The sequence below is a fragment of the Pantoea sp. EABMAA-21 genome, assembly GCF_030053335.1.
Classification (GTDB): Bacteria; Pseudomonadota; Gammaproteobacteria; order Enterobacterales; family Enterobacteriaceae; genus Pantoea; species Pantoea communis.
Genome location: NZ_JASGBX010000007.1, coordinates 117,997 through 133,162 on the forward strand (window position 1 = coordinate 117,997; position 15,166 = coordinate 133,162).

Annotated in this window: 15 protein-coding genes; 5 read left to right on the forward strand and 10 right to left on the reverse strand. The window is 55.9% G+C overall.

The annotated features are described in order from the left end of the window. Positions 1-158: 158 nt before the first annotated feature. The 3 genes from QMZ65_RS12480 to QMZ65_RS12490 all read left to right on the forward strand — a co-directional run bounded on the left by QMZ65_RS12480 (position 159) and on the right by QMZ65_RS12490 (position 1,173). Positions 159-401 carry a type II toxin-antitoxin system ParD family antitoxin gene (locus QMZ65_RS12480; RefSeq protein ID WP_097117703.1) on the forward strand — a complete coding sequence of 81 codons (243 nt, stop codon included), beginning with the start codon at positions 159-161 and terminating at the stop codon, positions 399-401. Then, on the forward strand, positions 394-684 hold the full coding sequence (locus QMZ65_RS12485) for a type II toxin-antitoxin system RelE/ParE family toxin (RefSeq protein ID WP_097117702.1): 291 nt from the start codon (positions 394-396) through the stop codon (positions 682-684). Before QMZ65_RS12480 ends, QMZ65_RS12485 begins: the two co-directional genes overlap by 8 nt. A 279-nt stretch (positions 685-963) precedes the next feature. Next, positions 964-1,173 (forward strand): iron chelate uptake ABC transporter family permease subunit, encoded by a 210-nt coding sequence (locus QMZ65_RS12490; RefSeq protein WP_255253250.1) that lies wholly within the window; start codon positions 964-966, stop codon positions 1,171-1,173. Positions 1,174-1,180: 7 nt separating this feature from the next. Here the strand turns inward: QMZ65_RS12490 and QMZ65_RS12495 are convergent, their stop codons facing one another. Next, on the reverse strand, positions 1,181-2,185 hold the full coding sequence (locus QMZ65_RS12495) for a helix-turn-helix domain-containing protein (RefSeq protein ID WP_370523032.1): 1,005 nt from the start codon (positions 2,183-2,185) through the stop codon (positions 1,181-1,183). Between the two features lie 117 nt (positions 2,186-2,302). On the opposite strand from QMZ65_RS12495, the gene QMZ65_RS12500 reads away from it, so the two are divergent. Beyond that, positions 2,303-3,787 carry an MFS transporter gene (locus QMZ65_RS12500; protein ID WP_160833178.1) on the forward strand — a complete coding sequence of 495 codons (1,485 nt, stop codon included), beginning with the start codon at positions 2,303-2,305 and terminating at the stop codon, positions 3,785-3,787. A 3-nt stretch (positions 3,788-3,790) separates the two neighbouring features. On the opposite strand, the gene ddpX is transcribed toward QMZ65_RS12500, so the two are convergent. Genes ddpX through QMZ65_RS12540 form a run of 8 tightly spaced genes read right to left on the reverse strand, consistent with a single transcriptional unit; the run spans position 3,791 to position 13,030 of the window. Continuing rightward, positions 3,791-4,351, reverse strand: a complete 561-nt coding sequence (ddpX, locus tag QMZ65_RS12505; protein ID WP_283216083.1) for a D-alanyl-D-alanine dipeptidase — start codon at positions 4,349-4,351, stop codon at positions 3,791-3,793. A gap of 15 nt (positions 4,352-4,366) precedes the next feature. Then, positions 4,367-5,479 (reverse strand): M24 family metallopeptidase, encoded by a 1,113-nt coding sequence (locus QMZ65_RS12510; protein ID WP_283216084.1) that lies wholly within the window; start codon positions 5,477-5,479, stop codon positions 4,367-4,369. After that, positions 5,479-6,705, reverse strand: a complete 1,227-nt coding sequence (locus QMZ65_RS12515) for a M20 family metallopeptidase (protein ID WP_283216085.1) — start codon at positions 6,703-6,705, stop codon at positions 5,479-5,481. The genes QMZ65_RS12510 and QMZ65_RS12515 overlap by 1 nt, the downstream gene beginning before the upstream one ends. A gap of 10 nt (positions 6,706-6,715) precedes the next feature. Further along, positions 6,716-8,353: a nickel ABC transporter ATP-binding protein NikE gene (gene nikE / locus QMZ65_RS12520; RefSeq protein WP_283216086.1), complete on the reverse strand. Its 1,638-nt coding sequence runs from the start codon at positions 8,351-8,353 to the stop codon at positions 6,716-6,718. After that, a complete protein-coding gene (locus QMZ65_RS12525; RefSeq protein ID WP_058960763.1) occupies positions 8,353-9,180 on the reverse strand; it encodes an ABC transporter permease in 828 nt (275 codons plus the stop codon). The genes nikE and QMZ65_RS12525 overlap by 1 nt, the downstream gene beginning before the upstream one ends. Further along, positions 9,173-10,120: an ABC transporter permease gene (locus QMZ65_RS12530; protein WP_084932348.1), complete on the reverse strand. Its 948-nt coding sequence runs from the start codon at positions 10,118-10,120 to the stop codon at positions 9,173-9,175. Before QMZ65_RS12530 ends, QMZ65_RS12525 begins: the two co-directional genes overlap by 8 nt. 9 nt (positions 10,121-10,129) lie before the next feature. Further along, positions 10,130-11,728, reverse strand: coding sequence for an ABC transporter substrate-binding protein (locus QMZ65_RS12535; RefSeq protein WP_283216087.1), 1,599 nt, complete (start codon positions 11,726-11,728; stop codon positions 10,130-10,132). 21 nt (positions 11,729-11,749) lie between these two features. Beyond that, positions 11,750-13,030, reverse strand: coding sequence for a M20 family metallopeptidase (locus QMZ65_RS12540; protein ID WP_283216088.1), 1,281 nt, complete (start codon positions 13,028-13,030; stop codon positions 11,750-11,752). A gap of 79 nt (positions 13,031-13,109) precedes the next feature. On the opposite strand from QMZ65_RS12540, the gene QMZ65_RS12545 reads away from it, so the two are divergent. Continuing rightward, complete coding sequence (locus tag QMZ65_RS12545) at positions 13,110-13,880, forward strand: GntR family transcriptional regulator (RefSeq protein WP_283216089.1); 771 nt, start codon at positions 13,110-13,112, stop codon at positions 13,878-13,880. A gap of 62 nt (positions 13,881-13,942) precedes the next feature. Here QMZ65_RS12545 and proX read toward each other — a convergent pair whose 3' ends face one another. Next, positions 13,943-14,941, reverse strand: coding sequence for a glycine betaine/L-proline ABC transporter substrate-binding protein ProX (proX, locus tag QMZ65_RS12550; RefSeq protein WP_283216090.1), 999 nt, complete (start codon positions 14,939-14,941; stop codon positions 13,943-13,945). Between the last annotated feature and the right edge of the window lie 225 nt (positions 14,942-15,166).

Genomic DNA, 15,166 nt, shown 5'->3' on the forward strand with positions numbered 1-15,166 from the left:
CATCAGGGAATATTATAGTTGTTGAGTCGGGGTTGAGGTGCTGCGCAAAGCATACTGTTGCGTGGCACATTCCATAAGAACGAGGTCGATTTGACTGGCGGTGAAGACTTGCGCAAACTATGCTCTTTTGTATTAACAGTTAATACACGGTGAGTTCAATGAGAAAAATAACGTCGGTTAGCGTGGGTGAACAACTCGATAACTTCATCTCGCGCATGGTTGATTCAGGGCGATATGGATCAGCCAGTGAAGTGATGCGTTCGGCTTTACGCCTGCTGGAACAACAGGAATTACATGATCAAGTTGTCCGAAATGCCGTAGTTGATGGGTTGGAAAGTGGCGAAAGCCCGCGTTCACTGCGTGAAATCGCTGCTGAAAGGAAGAAGCTTAATCGTGTATAAACTGTCCGAACTTGCCGATAGTGACTTTGCCAATATCTATGATTATACCTTGCTCAAATTTGGTGAAGCCCAAGCCGATCGCTACACCGATGCATTGGATGAGTTCCTTGAAACATTGTCAAAGATGCCTGAGATGGGACAGGATTACCCGCGCGTGCAGGATGTGAAACGTATTGTTTTCCAGTCACATACCATTTTTTATACTGCCAATCCTTCCGGAATATTTATTGCCCGAATTTTACATCAACAGATGGATACGGCTCGTCACCTACCCGACTTTTAATTCCACACTCAGCACCCTATCGCGCCCAAAATCTTCCTCAACAACGCTTTTTTTACCTTTTCCAATCACCCCATCTTGATAACGATAACGATTTTCATTCAAATACAGCCTGCCACTCTTTTTTGTGCAGCACTGTGCGGTTGTTGGGAAGCTATCTTGCCAGCGTTACTATACGGAACTGTTCCGATATTTAAGCGGTAAACTGCGAGCTAAGCATCTCGCGAAAGAACTGACTCAGAAAACATTTAGCCGCGAGCATGGGAATTTCAACCAATATGTTTGCTGGCACCGCAATGCGCCAAAGCAATGGGCGCCAATCTACTAAGTCATCAACTGTGCGCCGCCGCGTTGATGGGAGGATTATTGATGGTGCTTGCCGACTGGTTGGGGCGCAACATCGCCTGGCCATGGCCGATTTCCGCCGGGCTGTTGACCGCATTTATCGGTGCCCCCTGGTTTTTATGGCAGCTGCGCAGAACGTCAGGCTGAAGAACACTCAGCCCATGACTACACGCTCATTGAACGCCTTACGCCATTTAGTCGGCGTGGTGTTAAAGCGTTGTCTGAAGTGATGGCGCAACGCTTCGGGAGAACCAAACCCCGCCAGCTCGGCAACCTGATCAATACTGAGCGCGTTGTTTTCCAGCATCGCGCAGGCCTTTTCCAGCCGAATACCGAGCAACCATTCACCCGGCGAGGTACCAGTGGCATCATGAAAGCGACGAATAAAGGTCCGACGGCTCATGCCTGCTTGCCGCGCCAACTGCTCGATCACCATTGGCGCGTTCAGATTATTGCGCAAATCGTCCAGCAGGGGCGCGAGGCTATAGTTGCGACGTTGTGGAACAGGTTGTTGGATCAACTGCGCCTGGCTGCCTTCACGAAGCGGCGGCGTCACCATTCTGCGTGCGGTGCGATTGGCGACATCGATGCCGTAATCGCGTCGAATCAGATGCAAACATAAATCGACACCTGCTGCACCGCCCGCCGAGGTGATGATGCTGCCTTCATCCACGTAAATCATGCCGTGTTCCACCTGCACCTGTGGAAATCTTTCAGCCAGGATCTCGGTGCTGTTCCAGTGGGCGGTGGCACGTTTCCCGTTTAATAGCCCCGCTTCACCCAGTACAAAGCTTCCGGCACAAATGGAGACAATCCGTGTGCCATTTTGATGGGCTTTTTGTAACGCTGTGATTAACGCCTCAGAGGCCGGTGCGGTCACGCTGCGCCAGCCGGGGATGACGATGGTTCCGGCGTCTTCCAGTAACTCAAGCCCGCCATCCACCACCAGGCGCACACCGCCCTGCGCACCAAACACACCCTCTTCCACCGACGCCACGCTCAGGTCATACAGCGGATGGCCGAAGACGTCATCTGCTCGGCCAAACGCTTCAACGGCAGTACCAAATTCAAAGGTACAGAGGCATTCATACGCCAAAAGCACCAGCCGCCGATTTTTCGGCGCTGCAGGAGGGGAACGCAGAGAAGAAGTGATTTGCATGTCAGCCTTATCCATGATGTTGGCACGATCTTGACGATATCTGGCATCGGCATGGATTTCCACCGTTGCGTCAATCTTCCATGCTGGCACGCTCTTAACGTTACGCAGGAATTCAGGATGAAGAACATGTTGGCGCTGATGGCGGTGTGCTTAGCCGCGTTGATGTCGGGGCTGGAAATCTCCAGCGTGCCGGTGATTTTGCCGGTACTGGAACAGGAGATGCAGGCGAATTTTCGCGATCTGCAGTGGATCATGAATGCCTATACGCTGGCCTGCACCGCCGTTTTAATGGCGACCGGCACGCTGGCGGATAACTATGGCCGCAAGCGCATCTTTCTCATCACCATTGTCGGTTTTGGTTTGACCTCGGTGATGTGCGGGCTGGTCGGGAGTGCACTCTGGCTCATCATCGGGCGCTTCCTGCAAGGGCTGAGCGGCGGTGCGATGTTAACCTGCCTGATCGCCATACTCTCGCACCAGTTCCCGCAGGGAAAACCCCGCAGCCAGGCCTTTGCCGCATGGGGGATAACCTTTGGCTTTGGTCTGGGTTTCGGTCCTATCATCGGCGGGATGCTGGTGGCGGTTTTAAGCTGGCAATGGGTGTTTCTGGTGCACGGCTTTATCGCGCTGCTGACATTCGTGCTCACACTGAAAAATGTGGATGAATCCCACCCTGGACAGGGCAACAAACTCGATCGGGTTGGGTTGATCACCCTCACCCTATGCGTGGTTGGCGTGACCTATCTCATTACTCAGGGTGCCAGCATCGGTTGGCGAAGTCTTGAAGCCCGGCTAATTATGCTGGTGATCCTGATCAGCGCGGTGGTGTTTATTCGCACGGAGAAGCGCCATCCTCACCCGATGTTTGATTTCTCGGTGTTTCGCATTCGCTCCTTCTCGGGGGCTTTGATGGGTTCGATTGGCATGAACTTCAGTTTCTGGCCGCTGATGATCTACCTGCCGGTTTATTACCAGAGCGGGCTTGGGTTCAGCAGTATGGATACCGGTTTTGCCCTGCTTGCCTATACCTTGCCCACCTTATTGATGCCGCCGATAGGGGAAAAACTGGTGCTGCGTTTTGGCGCTGCCCGTGTCATTCCCCTCGGATTATTTTCGATCGGTGCTGGGTTCGTGCTGATGAAACTGGCCATCACCTACCAACTGAGTTTACTGCCGGGTGCCCTGCTGGCGGGAACCGCGCTCGGACTCACCAATACGCCGGTGACCAACACCACGACCGGTTCCGTTGCCGCTAATCGGGTTGGCATGGCTTCCGGGATTGATATCAGTGCACGTTTAATCACGCTGGCGATCAACATCGCCTTGATGGGCAGCCTGCTGGTGGCAGTGATCGCCGCCAGTCTGCGGCAACGGCTTCCTGCCTCCAGCGATGTGGTTGCGCTCGCAGAACGCATAGCGGCTGGCGCTGAAGTTTCGCTTAGCCGCGCTATCGCCTCGCAAGTGCTGGCTGACGGTTTTTCCGCCGTGCTGACCTATGGCGCGCTGGGTGTAAGCGGTCTGGCACTGGCGAGTTATCTGCTGTTCAGGCCTGAAAGTCTGAGAGTGGCTGAGCGGACGACCCATCCCTGCCGACGAGAGTGAGGGTTATCGCGCCACGCAGCCAAAGCGATCTTCCAGCAACGGATAGCGCTGCGCATCCGGTAACTCAAAATGCCACCACTCGGTTGGCATACCGACAAAACCGCCTGCCAGCATAATGGCATTGAGCATCAAACGATGGCGCTGTGCCTGTGGCGGTACAGCGGGATGGAACGGATGCGACAGATCTTCCATCGCATCAAAGGCCGTCCCCATCTCCAGCACCTTGCCCGCGTCATCCACTAACGTCAGATCAATTGCCACGCCACGGCTGTGATTCGAGCCGATTGCGGGCGGCACCACGTAGTCGGCATCCGGGCAGGCATCCCACAGATGCCACTGCGCCTGCTGCGGGCGATATGCATCAAAGACTAATAAGGTGAAGCCAGCCAGTCGGGCGACCTCAACACTTTTTTGCAACGCGCGCGCGGCTGCTGGATGCAGCAGAGCTCGCGCTTCGCGATAAATGGCGTAACCGGTGATGTTATCGGTTGTGGCGTACTTCAGGTCAAAAGCCAACGTTGGAAAGCTAGCGGCTAAATCAGTGAGTAAAATGTCCTGCGTCATCCTTCATCCTGTTGATCAATGTTCCGGCAATGATAATAGCTGGCGCGGCAGCGTTGTCAGCCGCTCTGCACCCTGCGGCGTCACGCGAACGGTTTCGCTGAACGCCAGACTTTGCGCGGAAGTATACATATGGAACACCATATCCTCCTCCAGTAACCACTCCGCTTTGGCATGGAAGCTACAGGAAAAATCACTCGGGCGCGGCGTGCGCGTATACAGCCCCAGCGCATAGCCGGTGATGTTGGGATAATCCGCACGAAGTCCATTGCGCAATAACCCCTCGCGCACAATCGCATCCACTTCCCGTGCGCTGACGCCGGGTTTCATGGCCTTGAACTGTTCATCCTGTATTGCGATAAGTTGCAGCGCCAGCTCAGCGCGCTGGGTGGAGATCTCCCCCACAATAAACGGACGCATCAGACGCGCGCTGTAGTGTTTCACTTTAGGAATCAGCTCTACGTGCAGCACATCGCCACGCTGTAAACGCTGTTCGTGGCCGCTGGCATGGAGAAAACCGTTGTCGCCGCTGGCGATGACGATAGGCCCGGTTTCCCCGGTATCCGCACCCAGACGCAAAAATTCGCCTGCCGCCAGCGCAGCGACATCGCGTACACGCCAGCTGCCCTGCACGGCTTTGCCCATCGCGTCCAGCGTGGTATCGGCAATGGCGGAGGCCTGACGCAACGCCTCCAGCTCTGCCGGGAATTTCACGCTGCGCAGCCGATCGTTCACACCGTTTAAATCGCACCACTGCACGTCCGGCAAATGGCGCGACAGCTGCTGCCAGCTGTGCACCGTCATGCCATAAGAGGTGTAATCCGCGCCCAACCGCGCCCGTTGAAAACCGCGTCGGAGCATACTGTGCGCCACCGCAAACCACGGGTCCTCATCGTCACGATAGCTTTCTACTGTCAGCGCAGGAGATTGCGCCCGGCACGGCGCTTCATCTAACTGACGCAGCACCATCCAGGGGTCGCCGTTAAGCGGCACCAGGCAAGCGCGATACAAGGTTTCTGACACGGTATAACCGGTCAGCCAGGCCAGCAGTTCACCATGATCGATGATCATTACGTCCACATTGGCCTGCTGCATCGTGGCACGCAGGCGACTCAGCGCCGCAGCGTTCATTATGCGCCCTCGACCGGCTGGCAGATCTCCAGAATCGCGAGCAGATAAATACGCACCATATCAAGGAATTCGGTTATCTCGACGCGCTCATCCGGCATGGTGTTGTATTTACCGCCCGGACCACACACGATGCCTTCCATGCCTGCATGCTGATACAGGTGTGCAGCATCCGTACCAAAGAAGGCTGGCGGCGTGATAACGCCAGTAGGTTGTTCAGTGCCACGCACGGTTTTCCAGCCGCGATTCACCGCTTTGACAATCGGTGACTCTGGCGACACTTCGAAAGGCAACATGGTGGGCTTATCGCGGATACCGTCATCAAACAGCTCGGCTTTCAGGCCGGGAAAGCGCTGGCACAGTGTATCCAGCAGCGCCTGCAGATCCGCCAACACGCCTTCAACGGTTTGACCCGGCGCAAAGCGGGCTGAACCCTTCAGGCGTACAAAGTCAGCCACCTGCGGCGGACGCCACTCTTCCAGATCGCGTCCCAGCGCACCGTGCACGGTGCCAATGTGCCCACGGTTAATTTTCAGATGTTCATCGCTTTTTGCGCCGCTGAACACCATGCCGTTAATCTGCGGAATCAGCTCCACGGCGGCGTTAATCGCATCGACGGCTTCTTCGCGTTTCGACAGATGGCGGGTATCTCCGGTGAGTTCAATGGTGAACATCAGCGAACCGGCGTGCATGGTCAGCGCCTGGAGATCAGTGGGTTCCGCATTGATAAAGTAATCGGCGCGCACGCCCTGTTCAATTGCCGCCAGCGTGCCGATACCGCCCTGCAATTCGCCCACCACGTAGGTCAGAATCACATCACCTTTCAGTTTCACACCGGCATCAATCAGCGTTTTCAGCGCACAGAAGTAGGCCGCATCGCCCGCTTTCATATTGGAGACGCCAATGCCGTAAATAAACTGATCGTCAATTTTTCCTGCCCAGGGATCCACCGTCCAGCCTTCGGTTACCGGATTGGTGTCCAGATGGCCGTTGAACAGCAGGCTGTTGCCGCAGCCGCTGCCCGCCAGGCGGCCGATGGCATTGAGACGGTCGCCCGGGACTTTTTGCAGTTCGGTTTCCAGGCCCAACTGTGCCATTTGTTCTGCCATATAGCGGGCTAACTCACGCTCGCCGTCGGTGGCACTGTAGCTTTTGTGCTGCACCATTTTTGCCAGGAAAGAGAGACAAAACTCGCGATCGATATGATGAATTAACTGTTCAGGATTCATGCGTTTCTCGTTAAGCAACGGATTGGTTTAACTCGGGAACGTGCACCGCGTCAAGCAGTGCGCGGGTATAAGAATGCTGCGCTAGCGCGCTCATATTCTCGCCGGGCAGCACTTCCACCACATCGCCGCGATACATTACCGCCACGCGATGGGCGATTTGACGTATCAGGTTGAGATCGTGGGTAATAAACAGATAGGCCGTGCCGTAGCGGCGACGCAGTTCCAGCAAAAGCTCAATGATGGTGGCCTGCACGGACACATCCAGCGCAGCGGTGATTTCATCGCAAATCACTAAATCTGGTGGATTGGCAAAAACACGTGCGATAGCAACACGCTGTTTCTGACCACCGGACAGCGCGTGCGGATAGCGCATGGCAAACTCTGCGGGCAACCGCACTTCCTCTAACAGGCGAGCCACGGCTTGCGCTTCCGTTTCTCCCGGCGGCAAACCGTATAAGCGCAGCGGACGCGCAATGATTTCACCGATGGTCATGCGTGGATTCAGCGAGGCGTCCGGATGCTGAAAGATCATCTGCACCCGGCGGCGATACTCTTTATCCATCTGCGCGCGGCCTTGCAGCGCATAGCCGCAGAAGTCGAGCTCACCGCTAAACGGCACCAGTCCGGTGATCGCTTTGCCCAGCGAGGATTTCCCCGAACCTGACTCGCCCACCACGCCAAGGATCTCGCCCTGATGCACGGTGAGCGAAACCGCGTTGGCGGCACGCGTGGTATTGGCTTCACGTTTAAGCAAGCGGTCGACAAAACCTTGCTGGCCGTAATCGATGGTGAGCGCGTCCAGCGTCAGCAGCGGCTGCGATCCGGCGGCATCCTGTACCAGACGCTGCTGCGGATTTGGCACTGCTGAGATCAATTTGCGGGTATAGCTGTTCTGCGGTGCACTAAACAAATTCTGCGTATCGGCCTGTTCAACAATACGGCCCTTCTCCAGCACGCAAACGCGATCGGCGACTTTCGCCACCAGCGCCAGATCGTGGGAAATATACAGTGAGGCCACCCCCGTCTCTTCGCGCAGACGTTCATAGAGATCGAGGATCTGCGCCGAGCTGATCACATCCAGCGCGGTGGTCGGTTCATCGAAGATCATGCAGTCCGGCTGACAGGCGAACGCCGTGGCGATTAAGATGCGCTGCTTCTCACCTCCGGAAACCTGATGCGGATAACGGCGCATCATGCGTGCCGGATGTTTGAGCTCGACGTCATGTAACAGCGACTCGCCCAATTCCTGCGCTTCACGTGCCGTTAAGCCGCGATGGCGCCGCAGCACTTCTGTCACCTGCTCGCCCAGCGTGAGGGTGGGATTGAGCGAAGCGCTCGGATCCTGAAAAATCATCCCCAGCTTCGCGCCGCGCAAGGCCATCAGTTTTGGGGCGGGCAAACTCAGCAGGCTCTCTCCGTTGAGGCGGATGTCGCCCCACTTCTCGCGCGCATTGCCCGCCAGCCAACGCATGATCGCCCAGCCGAGCGTGGTTTTGCCGGACCCGGATTCCCCCACTAACCCCAGCACTTCGCCGGGCATCACGTTTAACGTAATATCGCGCAACACCGGCAGTGACTCACCGCTTTGTAACGCGTAATCAAGGCTGTAATTTTCCACCGACAGCACCGGTTCAGGCTTCACACTCATCAGTGGCTCCTTGGGTTGAGCACGTCTCGCAGCCCGTCACCCAGTAAGTTAAAACCAATCGCCACCAGCGCGATCGCCAGGCCCGGAATCATCATCATCCACGGCGCGGTGAAGAAATAGGTGCGGGCTTCGGAGACCATCAGCCCCCACTCTGGCTCGGGAGGCTGTGCGCCTAAACCGAGGAAACTCAGGGTGGCGAACAGCATGATGGCGAAGGCCACGCGGATGGTGGCTTCCACGATGATCGGTGCGAGGATGTTCGGCAGCATTTCACGCAGGATGATGTAGTGCCCGGCTTCACCACGGGCAATCGCCGCGTTGATGTAATCCTGCTGCCGCGCCGCCAGCGCCACGCTGCGTGAAATACGCACCATGCCCGGCACAAACGCAATGGTGATCGCCAGCACCGCATTCATGCTGCTCTGACCCAAAGTGCTGACAATCAGCAAAGCAAACAGCAGGCTGGGGATCGCCATCACGGCATCCATAGTGCGCATCATAAATTCATCGATCTTGCCGCCCAGATAGGCGCTGGCGGTGCCCAGTACTGAACCAATCACCATGGCTAACGCGGTTGCCAGCAGTGAAAGCACGATGGTAGAGCGTGCGCCCACCATTACCCGGCTGAAGATGTCTCGCCCCATTTGATCGGTGCCAAACCAGTGCTCGGCACTCGGCGGTTTGTAACGCGTCAGAATCGAGATCGACTCGGGATCAAAAGGTGCGACATGCGCGCCACCGACCACCATCAGCAGCGACAGCAGGATAATCAGTACCCCGACCGCGCCCTGCGGTGAACGCAGTAAACGTTTTAAAATATCAGGCATAGGAAATTCGCTTATCCAGAACCACATAGGCCAAATCGGCGAGGAAATTCACCACCGAATAGGTCGCGGCGAGAATCATCACACCGGCCTGAATGGTGGGCAGATCGCGTGCCTGCACGGCAACAATCAGCTCACGACCAATACCGGGAATGGCGAAGATCTCCTCGACTACCACAATGCCGCCCAGCAGGTAACCGACATCCAACGCCACAATGGTGATGGTCGGCAACAAGCCATTGCGCAGCGCGTGACGCCAGAGAATGCGGCGGCGCGACAGGCCTTTCAGCCAGGCGGCGCGGATGTAGTCGGTATGCAGCACATCCACCATCTCCGAACGCACCATGCGCGAGACGTGCGCCACCAGGATCAGCGCCACGGTGATTGACGGCAGGATCAGGTGCTGGACGCCGCTGATGAAGTTTTCACTCAACGGCACATAACCGGTGGCGGGCAGAATCTGCCAGACATCAGCAAACAGCAGCAGCACCAGCGTGGCGGTGACAAACTCCGGGAAAGAGATACCGATGTAGGAGATGACGCTGACCAGCACATCGGCGGTTTTACCGCGACGTACCGCCGCCCAGATACCGAGCGGAATAGCGATCACCAGCATCAGCAACAGTGCACACACCGCCAGCAACAGCGATCGCGACAGCGCGGTCAACAACGTCGGCCCCACTTCGAGCCCATTGCGCATCGACACACCAAAATTGCCCTGCAACGCCTGGCTTAACCAATGCCAATACTGCAACCAGGCGGGCGCATCCAATCCCAGTCTCTCACGCACCGCGGCGAGTGCCTCTGGCGTGGCATTTTGGCCCAGCAAGGTGACAGCGGCGTCCGCTGGCAACAGCTGCGTGATGCCAAAGACCAGCAATGACACCACCAGCAAGGTGTAGATCATTAGCAGCAGGCGTTTAAGCAGATAACTGGCTGTCACGGTCGCTCCTTACACTGCACGCTTAGGCGCTTTGTCAGTTAACCAGGTATGGTCGAGACGGAACACGGCACCACGCGGATGCAGATGATATCCGCCGACGTAATCACGGCTGGCAGCCAGCAAATCGAAGAAGGTCGGAATCAGCGAAGGCACTTCGTCATGCATCAGCTGTTGTGCTTTACCGTACAGCGTGGTGCGCTGCGCATCATCGTTGGTTTCACGGGCGGCATTGACCGCACTATCGAAATCGGCGTTGTTCCAGCGTGTTTCGTTCCATGACGCGGTCGAGGTGTAGAGCAGTGAGAACACCGCATCCGGCGTCGGTTGCATGTTGTAGAAACCGACGTAGAAATTGCCTTTTTTCCATACCTGATCGAGGTAAGTGCTGTGTGCCATGGTCTGCACGTCAATGCGGAAACCGCCCTGCTTAGCCATCTCACGCAGCGCGATACCCAACTGGGTGCGAGTCGCCGGTTTATCCGAGGCAATCAACGTTAAATCGAGGCCGTTGGGATAACCCGCGTCCGCCAATAAGGCTTTGGCTTTGCTGTAATCCACCGCTTTTTTCGCCAGGTTAGCGAAGTAAGGGTAAGAGGCGTTGATTGGCGTATCGTTGCCTGGCGAACCGAGGCCATCGGCAACAAAGTCCACCGATGCCGGGCGATCAACGCACAGTGCCAGCGCCTGACGCACGCGCACATCGTTAAACGGCTTTTGATCGCAGCCCATGTTCACATTGAGGAACTGACCGGATGCCACCCGCAGTGGCAGCACACCTGACGATTTGGAGAGACGCGCAAATTCGCTCGACTGCGCACTCAGCATCAAATCGGTATCACCGGAGATCAGCGCCGAGCTTTCTGCGATACCATCGGGATAGACCACCACTTCCACGCCATCCAGATAAGGACGCGCCGGGTCGTAATAATGCGGGTTGCGCTTTACCACGATTTTGCGTTCGGGATCGTAGGAAACCAGCTGGAACGGCCCCGCGCCCAGCGAGGCTTTGGTGAGTTTGTCGTACTGACCCTGCGCAATGCTGGCGGGAATGATTTTGGCATCGGGATAGGCCAGCATCACCGGCAGGTCAGCGTAAGGGGCATCGGTTTCGATCAACACGGTGTTGGCATCTTTGGCGCTCACCGCTTTGATCGGACCGATGTTGTGCAGTGCCGGAGAAGCATTTTTCGGATCCAGCAACGCCTGCAAACTGGCTACCACATCTGCTGAGGTTAAGGCCGTGCCGTCACTGAACTTGAGGTTCGGACGCAGGGTGAAAGTCCACTGCTTGAGATCGGCACTCGCCTGCCAGGATTGGGCCAGGTCTGCTTCGGCTTTCATCTCCTGCGTCAGGCGCGTCAGGCCGCTGTAGAGCAACTCCGCGACCAGATATTCCGGGTTGACGCGCACCTGATGCGGATTCAGCACGCTGACCGCCTGATCGACACTAATACGCAGTACGCCGCCTTTACGTGGCGTGCCGCCCGGCGTCGCGCTGGTTACCGCTGCGGCATGGGCCGAGAACGACCAGGGTAACATGGCTGCACCGGTCAGAGCGGTAGAGCTGGTGATAAACTGTCTGCGGTTTAACCCTTTCATCGCGCACATCTTCTCTTCCTCGTTAGTTTGTTAAATACCCTGGGTTGGCTGAAACTCATCGGCGAGATACGCCAGAATGGACTGCGAAAGTGCGATAACATCTGCCATCGTTGTGAACTCATCGGCGGCATGAATGCGGTTGTCGGGGCGGGCTAAACCACCCAGTAAAATTTCCTGCATACCGGCCTGCTGAACCCAACCCATATCCGAACTGGTTGAGGATCCCCAGGGTTTAAACTCCTCCGCTTTAAAACCAAACCCCTGACTCAGTGCGGCCTGCCAGCGTGGCCAGTGCGGGCCATCAGGATTGGCCACCGGGGCCAGATGACCAATCATTTGCACGCTGACATCAAGCGCTGGGCTGCCTTGCATCGCTTGTTGGATGCAGTGGGTCAACTCCTGCCAGACGTTGTCAAACGCCTCTTCCGGGGCATAACGTCGATTGATCAGCAGTTCGAAACGTTCGGGGATGGTTGAGCCTTTGCTGCCACCCTGTGCGGCAGCCAGCGTCAACAGTGAGGTCAGCGGTTTGCCCTGATAATGCGGCGGCGCAGGCATTGCCGAGGTGCGCTGTTCCACTTCGCCTTTCAGTTGATAAAGCGCGTTCATCAGCGGCAGCGCGGCTTCAATCGCATTGATGCCGTGCAGCGGATCGCCAGAATGCGCGGAACGCCCGGTAACAATGATTTTGAGATCGATACTGCCAAAGCAGCCCGCCCAGATGCGTGGCACTGCGCCGCCATTGAAGCTCAACAGATGCCCAGCGAAGCGCTGCTGTTCCGCGAGGTAACGAATACCGGGATACAACCCGCCCTCTTCATCGGTACAAAGCAGAAAGACCGGATTGAAACGCAGCGGCAGATTGCAGGCCTGCGCTGCACGGATCGCCGCCATCGCCGCCACGATCGTCCCTTTCATGTCCGCCGCGCCGCGCCCAAACAACTTACCTTCGGCCACCGTCAGTGCCAGCGAAGGAAATCGCCAGCCATCACCCGCAGGCACCGTATCGGTGTGAAAGTAGAGATTGCAGTTTTCGGCTGCGCCACAGTTAAGCGTTGCCAGCAAATTCACTCGCTCGCCGGATGCGCTGCCATCGGGCGCTTGCCAGAGATCTTCCGGCACTGAAACACGCTCAAAGCTAAAGTGCATTGGCGCTAACAGCTGTGTCATCAGATCGGCAAATTGCCCATAGCCATTGCCCGGTGGAAAACAGGTATCCACGGCCAGCATGCGCTGCATATCGTCAGTTATCTGTGCGGTGTCATCCGCAATGGTCTCTAACGCACTGTTAAGTCGAGAATTCTGCAACATAGGATTATCGTCTGTTGTATTTCTATATAGTTTATAGATAATGCAATTCAAGGACGCAGGTCAATCGGTAATCGGAAACATGCAAAAAAACTATGACGCAGACGACAGGCCGCAATTCTCTCGTTTAAGCGAAGGGGAAGGCGCGCCATTGTATGAAGTGGTGAAACGCCATATCAGCGAATCGATCCTGCAGGGTGAGCTACCTGCGGGCACAATCCTGCCGAGTGAAAACAGCCTGGCGTCAAAATTTGGCGTGTCGGTGGGAACGGTGCGCAAAGCGCTGGCCGCGTTGACCACCGAAGGGATGTTGATGCGCCGTCGCAAAACCGGCACGGTGGTGACCGGCTGGGCACCGCTGCACAACCTGAGCCACTTTTTCCAGTATTTTCGCCTGCACGATAAAAGCGGCGGATTGCTACATTCAGACACGACACTGCTGGATTATCAGTTGAGTCAAGCTAACGAGCGGGAAGCAGAAAAACTGCAGATCGCTGCCGGAGATGACCTGATACGCCTGAAGCGCACGCGTCGGGTGAAAGGCATTGCCGCCATGCATGAAACGCTGATATTGCCTGCTGCGCGTCTGCCTGATTTCCCTCCGGCAGAACACTTGCCGCCGCTGCTCTATCGCTTTCTGTTCGAACATTACGATATGCGAGTGGCAGCGGTACGTGAGCAGATCACGGCACAGTTGGCGAACGAAGAAGATGCGACGTTGCTGGAGCTGGCATTGCCGCACGCGGTGATGGTGATAGATGAAGTGTCTTTTGACCAGAGTGCGATCCCCGTGATCCTGGCGCATCATCGTTTCAGCACCGAGCACTTCATGTATGTGAATGAAGTACGGTAAAACGGTTTCCCGCCCTGCGATTCTGCAGGGCGGGAAGCGGATCCCTGGGGACGCTAACGCCGTTATTGCGCTGCGGCGGCGGCCTGCTTCACCCAGCCATCAAACGTGGCCTGGTGCGCATGAATCCAGCCATTCACGTGGCGCTGAATATCTTCGCTGGACGATTCTCCCTGATGCATCCGCTGGTTCTGCGCATTAACATCATTAAGCGGCAGTTTGACGATCTCGAACAGTTTCGCCGCGGCAGGATTCTTTTCTGCCCAGGCTTTATTTGCCACCACATGTTCATTGTTTGGTTTGAAGCCATAATTCTTGCCATTTGGCAGCGCAGTATCTTCATTCTTCTGCGAGCCCGGCGTGACAGAATGCGGCACCGTCAACCAGACCACATCTTTGCCCGGTTTTAATTCATCGCTCACCCAATAAGGTGTCCAGGTAAAATAGAGCACCGGATTACCCGCTTTATAGCGGGTCAACGTATCGGCAATAATCGCAGAATAATTACCCTGATTCTGCTGCACCGTATTACTCAGACCATAAGCATCAATTTGTGCATTAATCACCTGACCACAGACCCAGCCCGGATTACATCCCGCCAGATCGGCTTTGCCATCTCCATTAGCATCAAAGAGTTTAGCCAGTTTCGGATCTTTCAGCTGAGAGAGATCGGTAATGTGATATTTGTTAGCGGTCTTTTTATCGATAAGATAACCCTGCGCGGCACCACTGATATAGGTGCCTTTGCGATAGAATTTTGTATCCCCGCCTGCGGCGTTGTACATATCCTTTTGCAGCGGTTCCCAGTTAACCGCCATGTAAGTCGCATCGCCCGCAGCAATCGCCGTGTAAGCCACGTTGTAGTCCACTTCTTCAGTGGGTTTGACCTCGTAGCCCAGTTTTTCCAGCGCTCTGTTAATCAGCTCCGTCTGGAATGACTCTTCCGGCAAGGTACTTTGCACTGGGGAGACCGTCACACCTTTGCCCGGCAAGTCGGCAGCAAACAGTGTCGGTGAACTGATTAACGCAGTGAGGGAAATCGCGAGTAGATTCTTCCTGGTCATAATTTAAAACCTTATTATTTTGGTCGATGCCAGCAAATGGCGTGAGAATATCCCTCTGCAGTGAAGAGAGATGAAATGCAGCTGTCAGTAAAAGTTTAAAAGCAGAATATTACTGTTGCAGATAGTGACGTGCGTAACGAAGGCGGGTGTTGTAGGTGGAGAAAAAAGATAAGTCAGAATTCATCATTATGATATCTGGTGACAGACCCTGGTTCCTGTTATCAG

Coding starts and splice junctions, on each gene's coding strand:
- QMZ65_RS12535 (WP_283216087.1), bottom strand. CDS start 11,728: ATGTGCGCGATGAAAGGGTTAAACCGCAGACAGTTTATCACCAGCTCT.
- QMZ65_RS12525 (WP_058960763.1), bottom strand. CDS start 9,180: ATGCCTGATATTTTAAAACGTTTACTGCGTTCACCGCAGGGCGCGGTC.
- QMZ65_RS12495 (WP_370523032.1), bottom strand. CDS start 2,185: ATGCAAATCACTTCTTCTCTGCGTTCCCCTCCTGCAGCGCCGAAAAAT.
- QMZ65_RS12480 (WP_097117703.1), top strand. CDS start 159: ATGAGAAAAATAACGTCGGTTAGCGTGGGTGAACAACTCGATAACTTC.
- QMZ65_RS12540 (WP_283216088.1), bottom strand. CDS start 13,030: ATGTTGCAGAATTCTCGACTTAACAGTGCGTTAGAGACCATTGCGGAT.
- QMZ65_RS12545 (WP_283216089.1), top strand. CDS start 13,110: ATGCAAAAAAACTATGACGCAGACGACAGGCCGCAATTCTCTCGTTTA.
- QMZ65_RS12515 (WP_283216085.1), bottom strand. CDS start 6,705: ATGAATCCTGAACAGTTAATTCATCATATCGATCGCGAGTTTTGTCTC.
- QMZ65_RS12500 (WP_160833178.1), top strand. CDS start 2,303: ATGAAGAACATGTTGGCGCTGATGGCGGTGTGCTTAGCCGCGTTGATG.
- ddpX (WP_283216083.1), bottom strand. CDS start 4,351: ATGACGCAGGACATTTTACTCACTGATTTAGCCGCTAGCTTTCCAACG.
- nikE (WP_283216086.1), bottom strand. CDS start 8,353: ATGAGTGTGAAGCCTGAACCGGTGCTGTCGGTGGAAAATTACAGCCTT.
- proX (WP_283216090.1), bottom strand. CDS start 14,941: ATGACCAGGAAGAATCTACTCGCGATTTCCCTCACTGCGTTAATCAGT.
- QMZ65_RS12510 (WP_283216084.1), bottom strand. CDS start 5,479: ATGAACGCTGCGGCGCTGAGTCGCCTGCGTGCCACGATGCAGCAGGCC.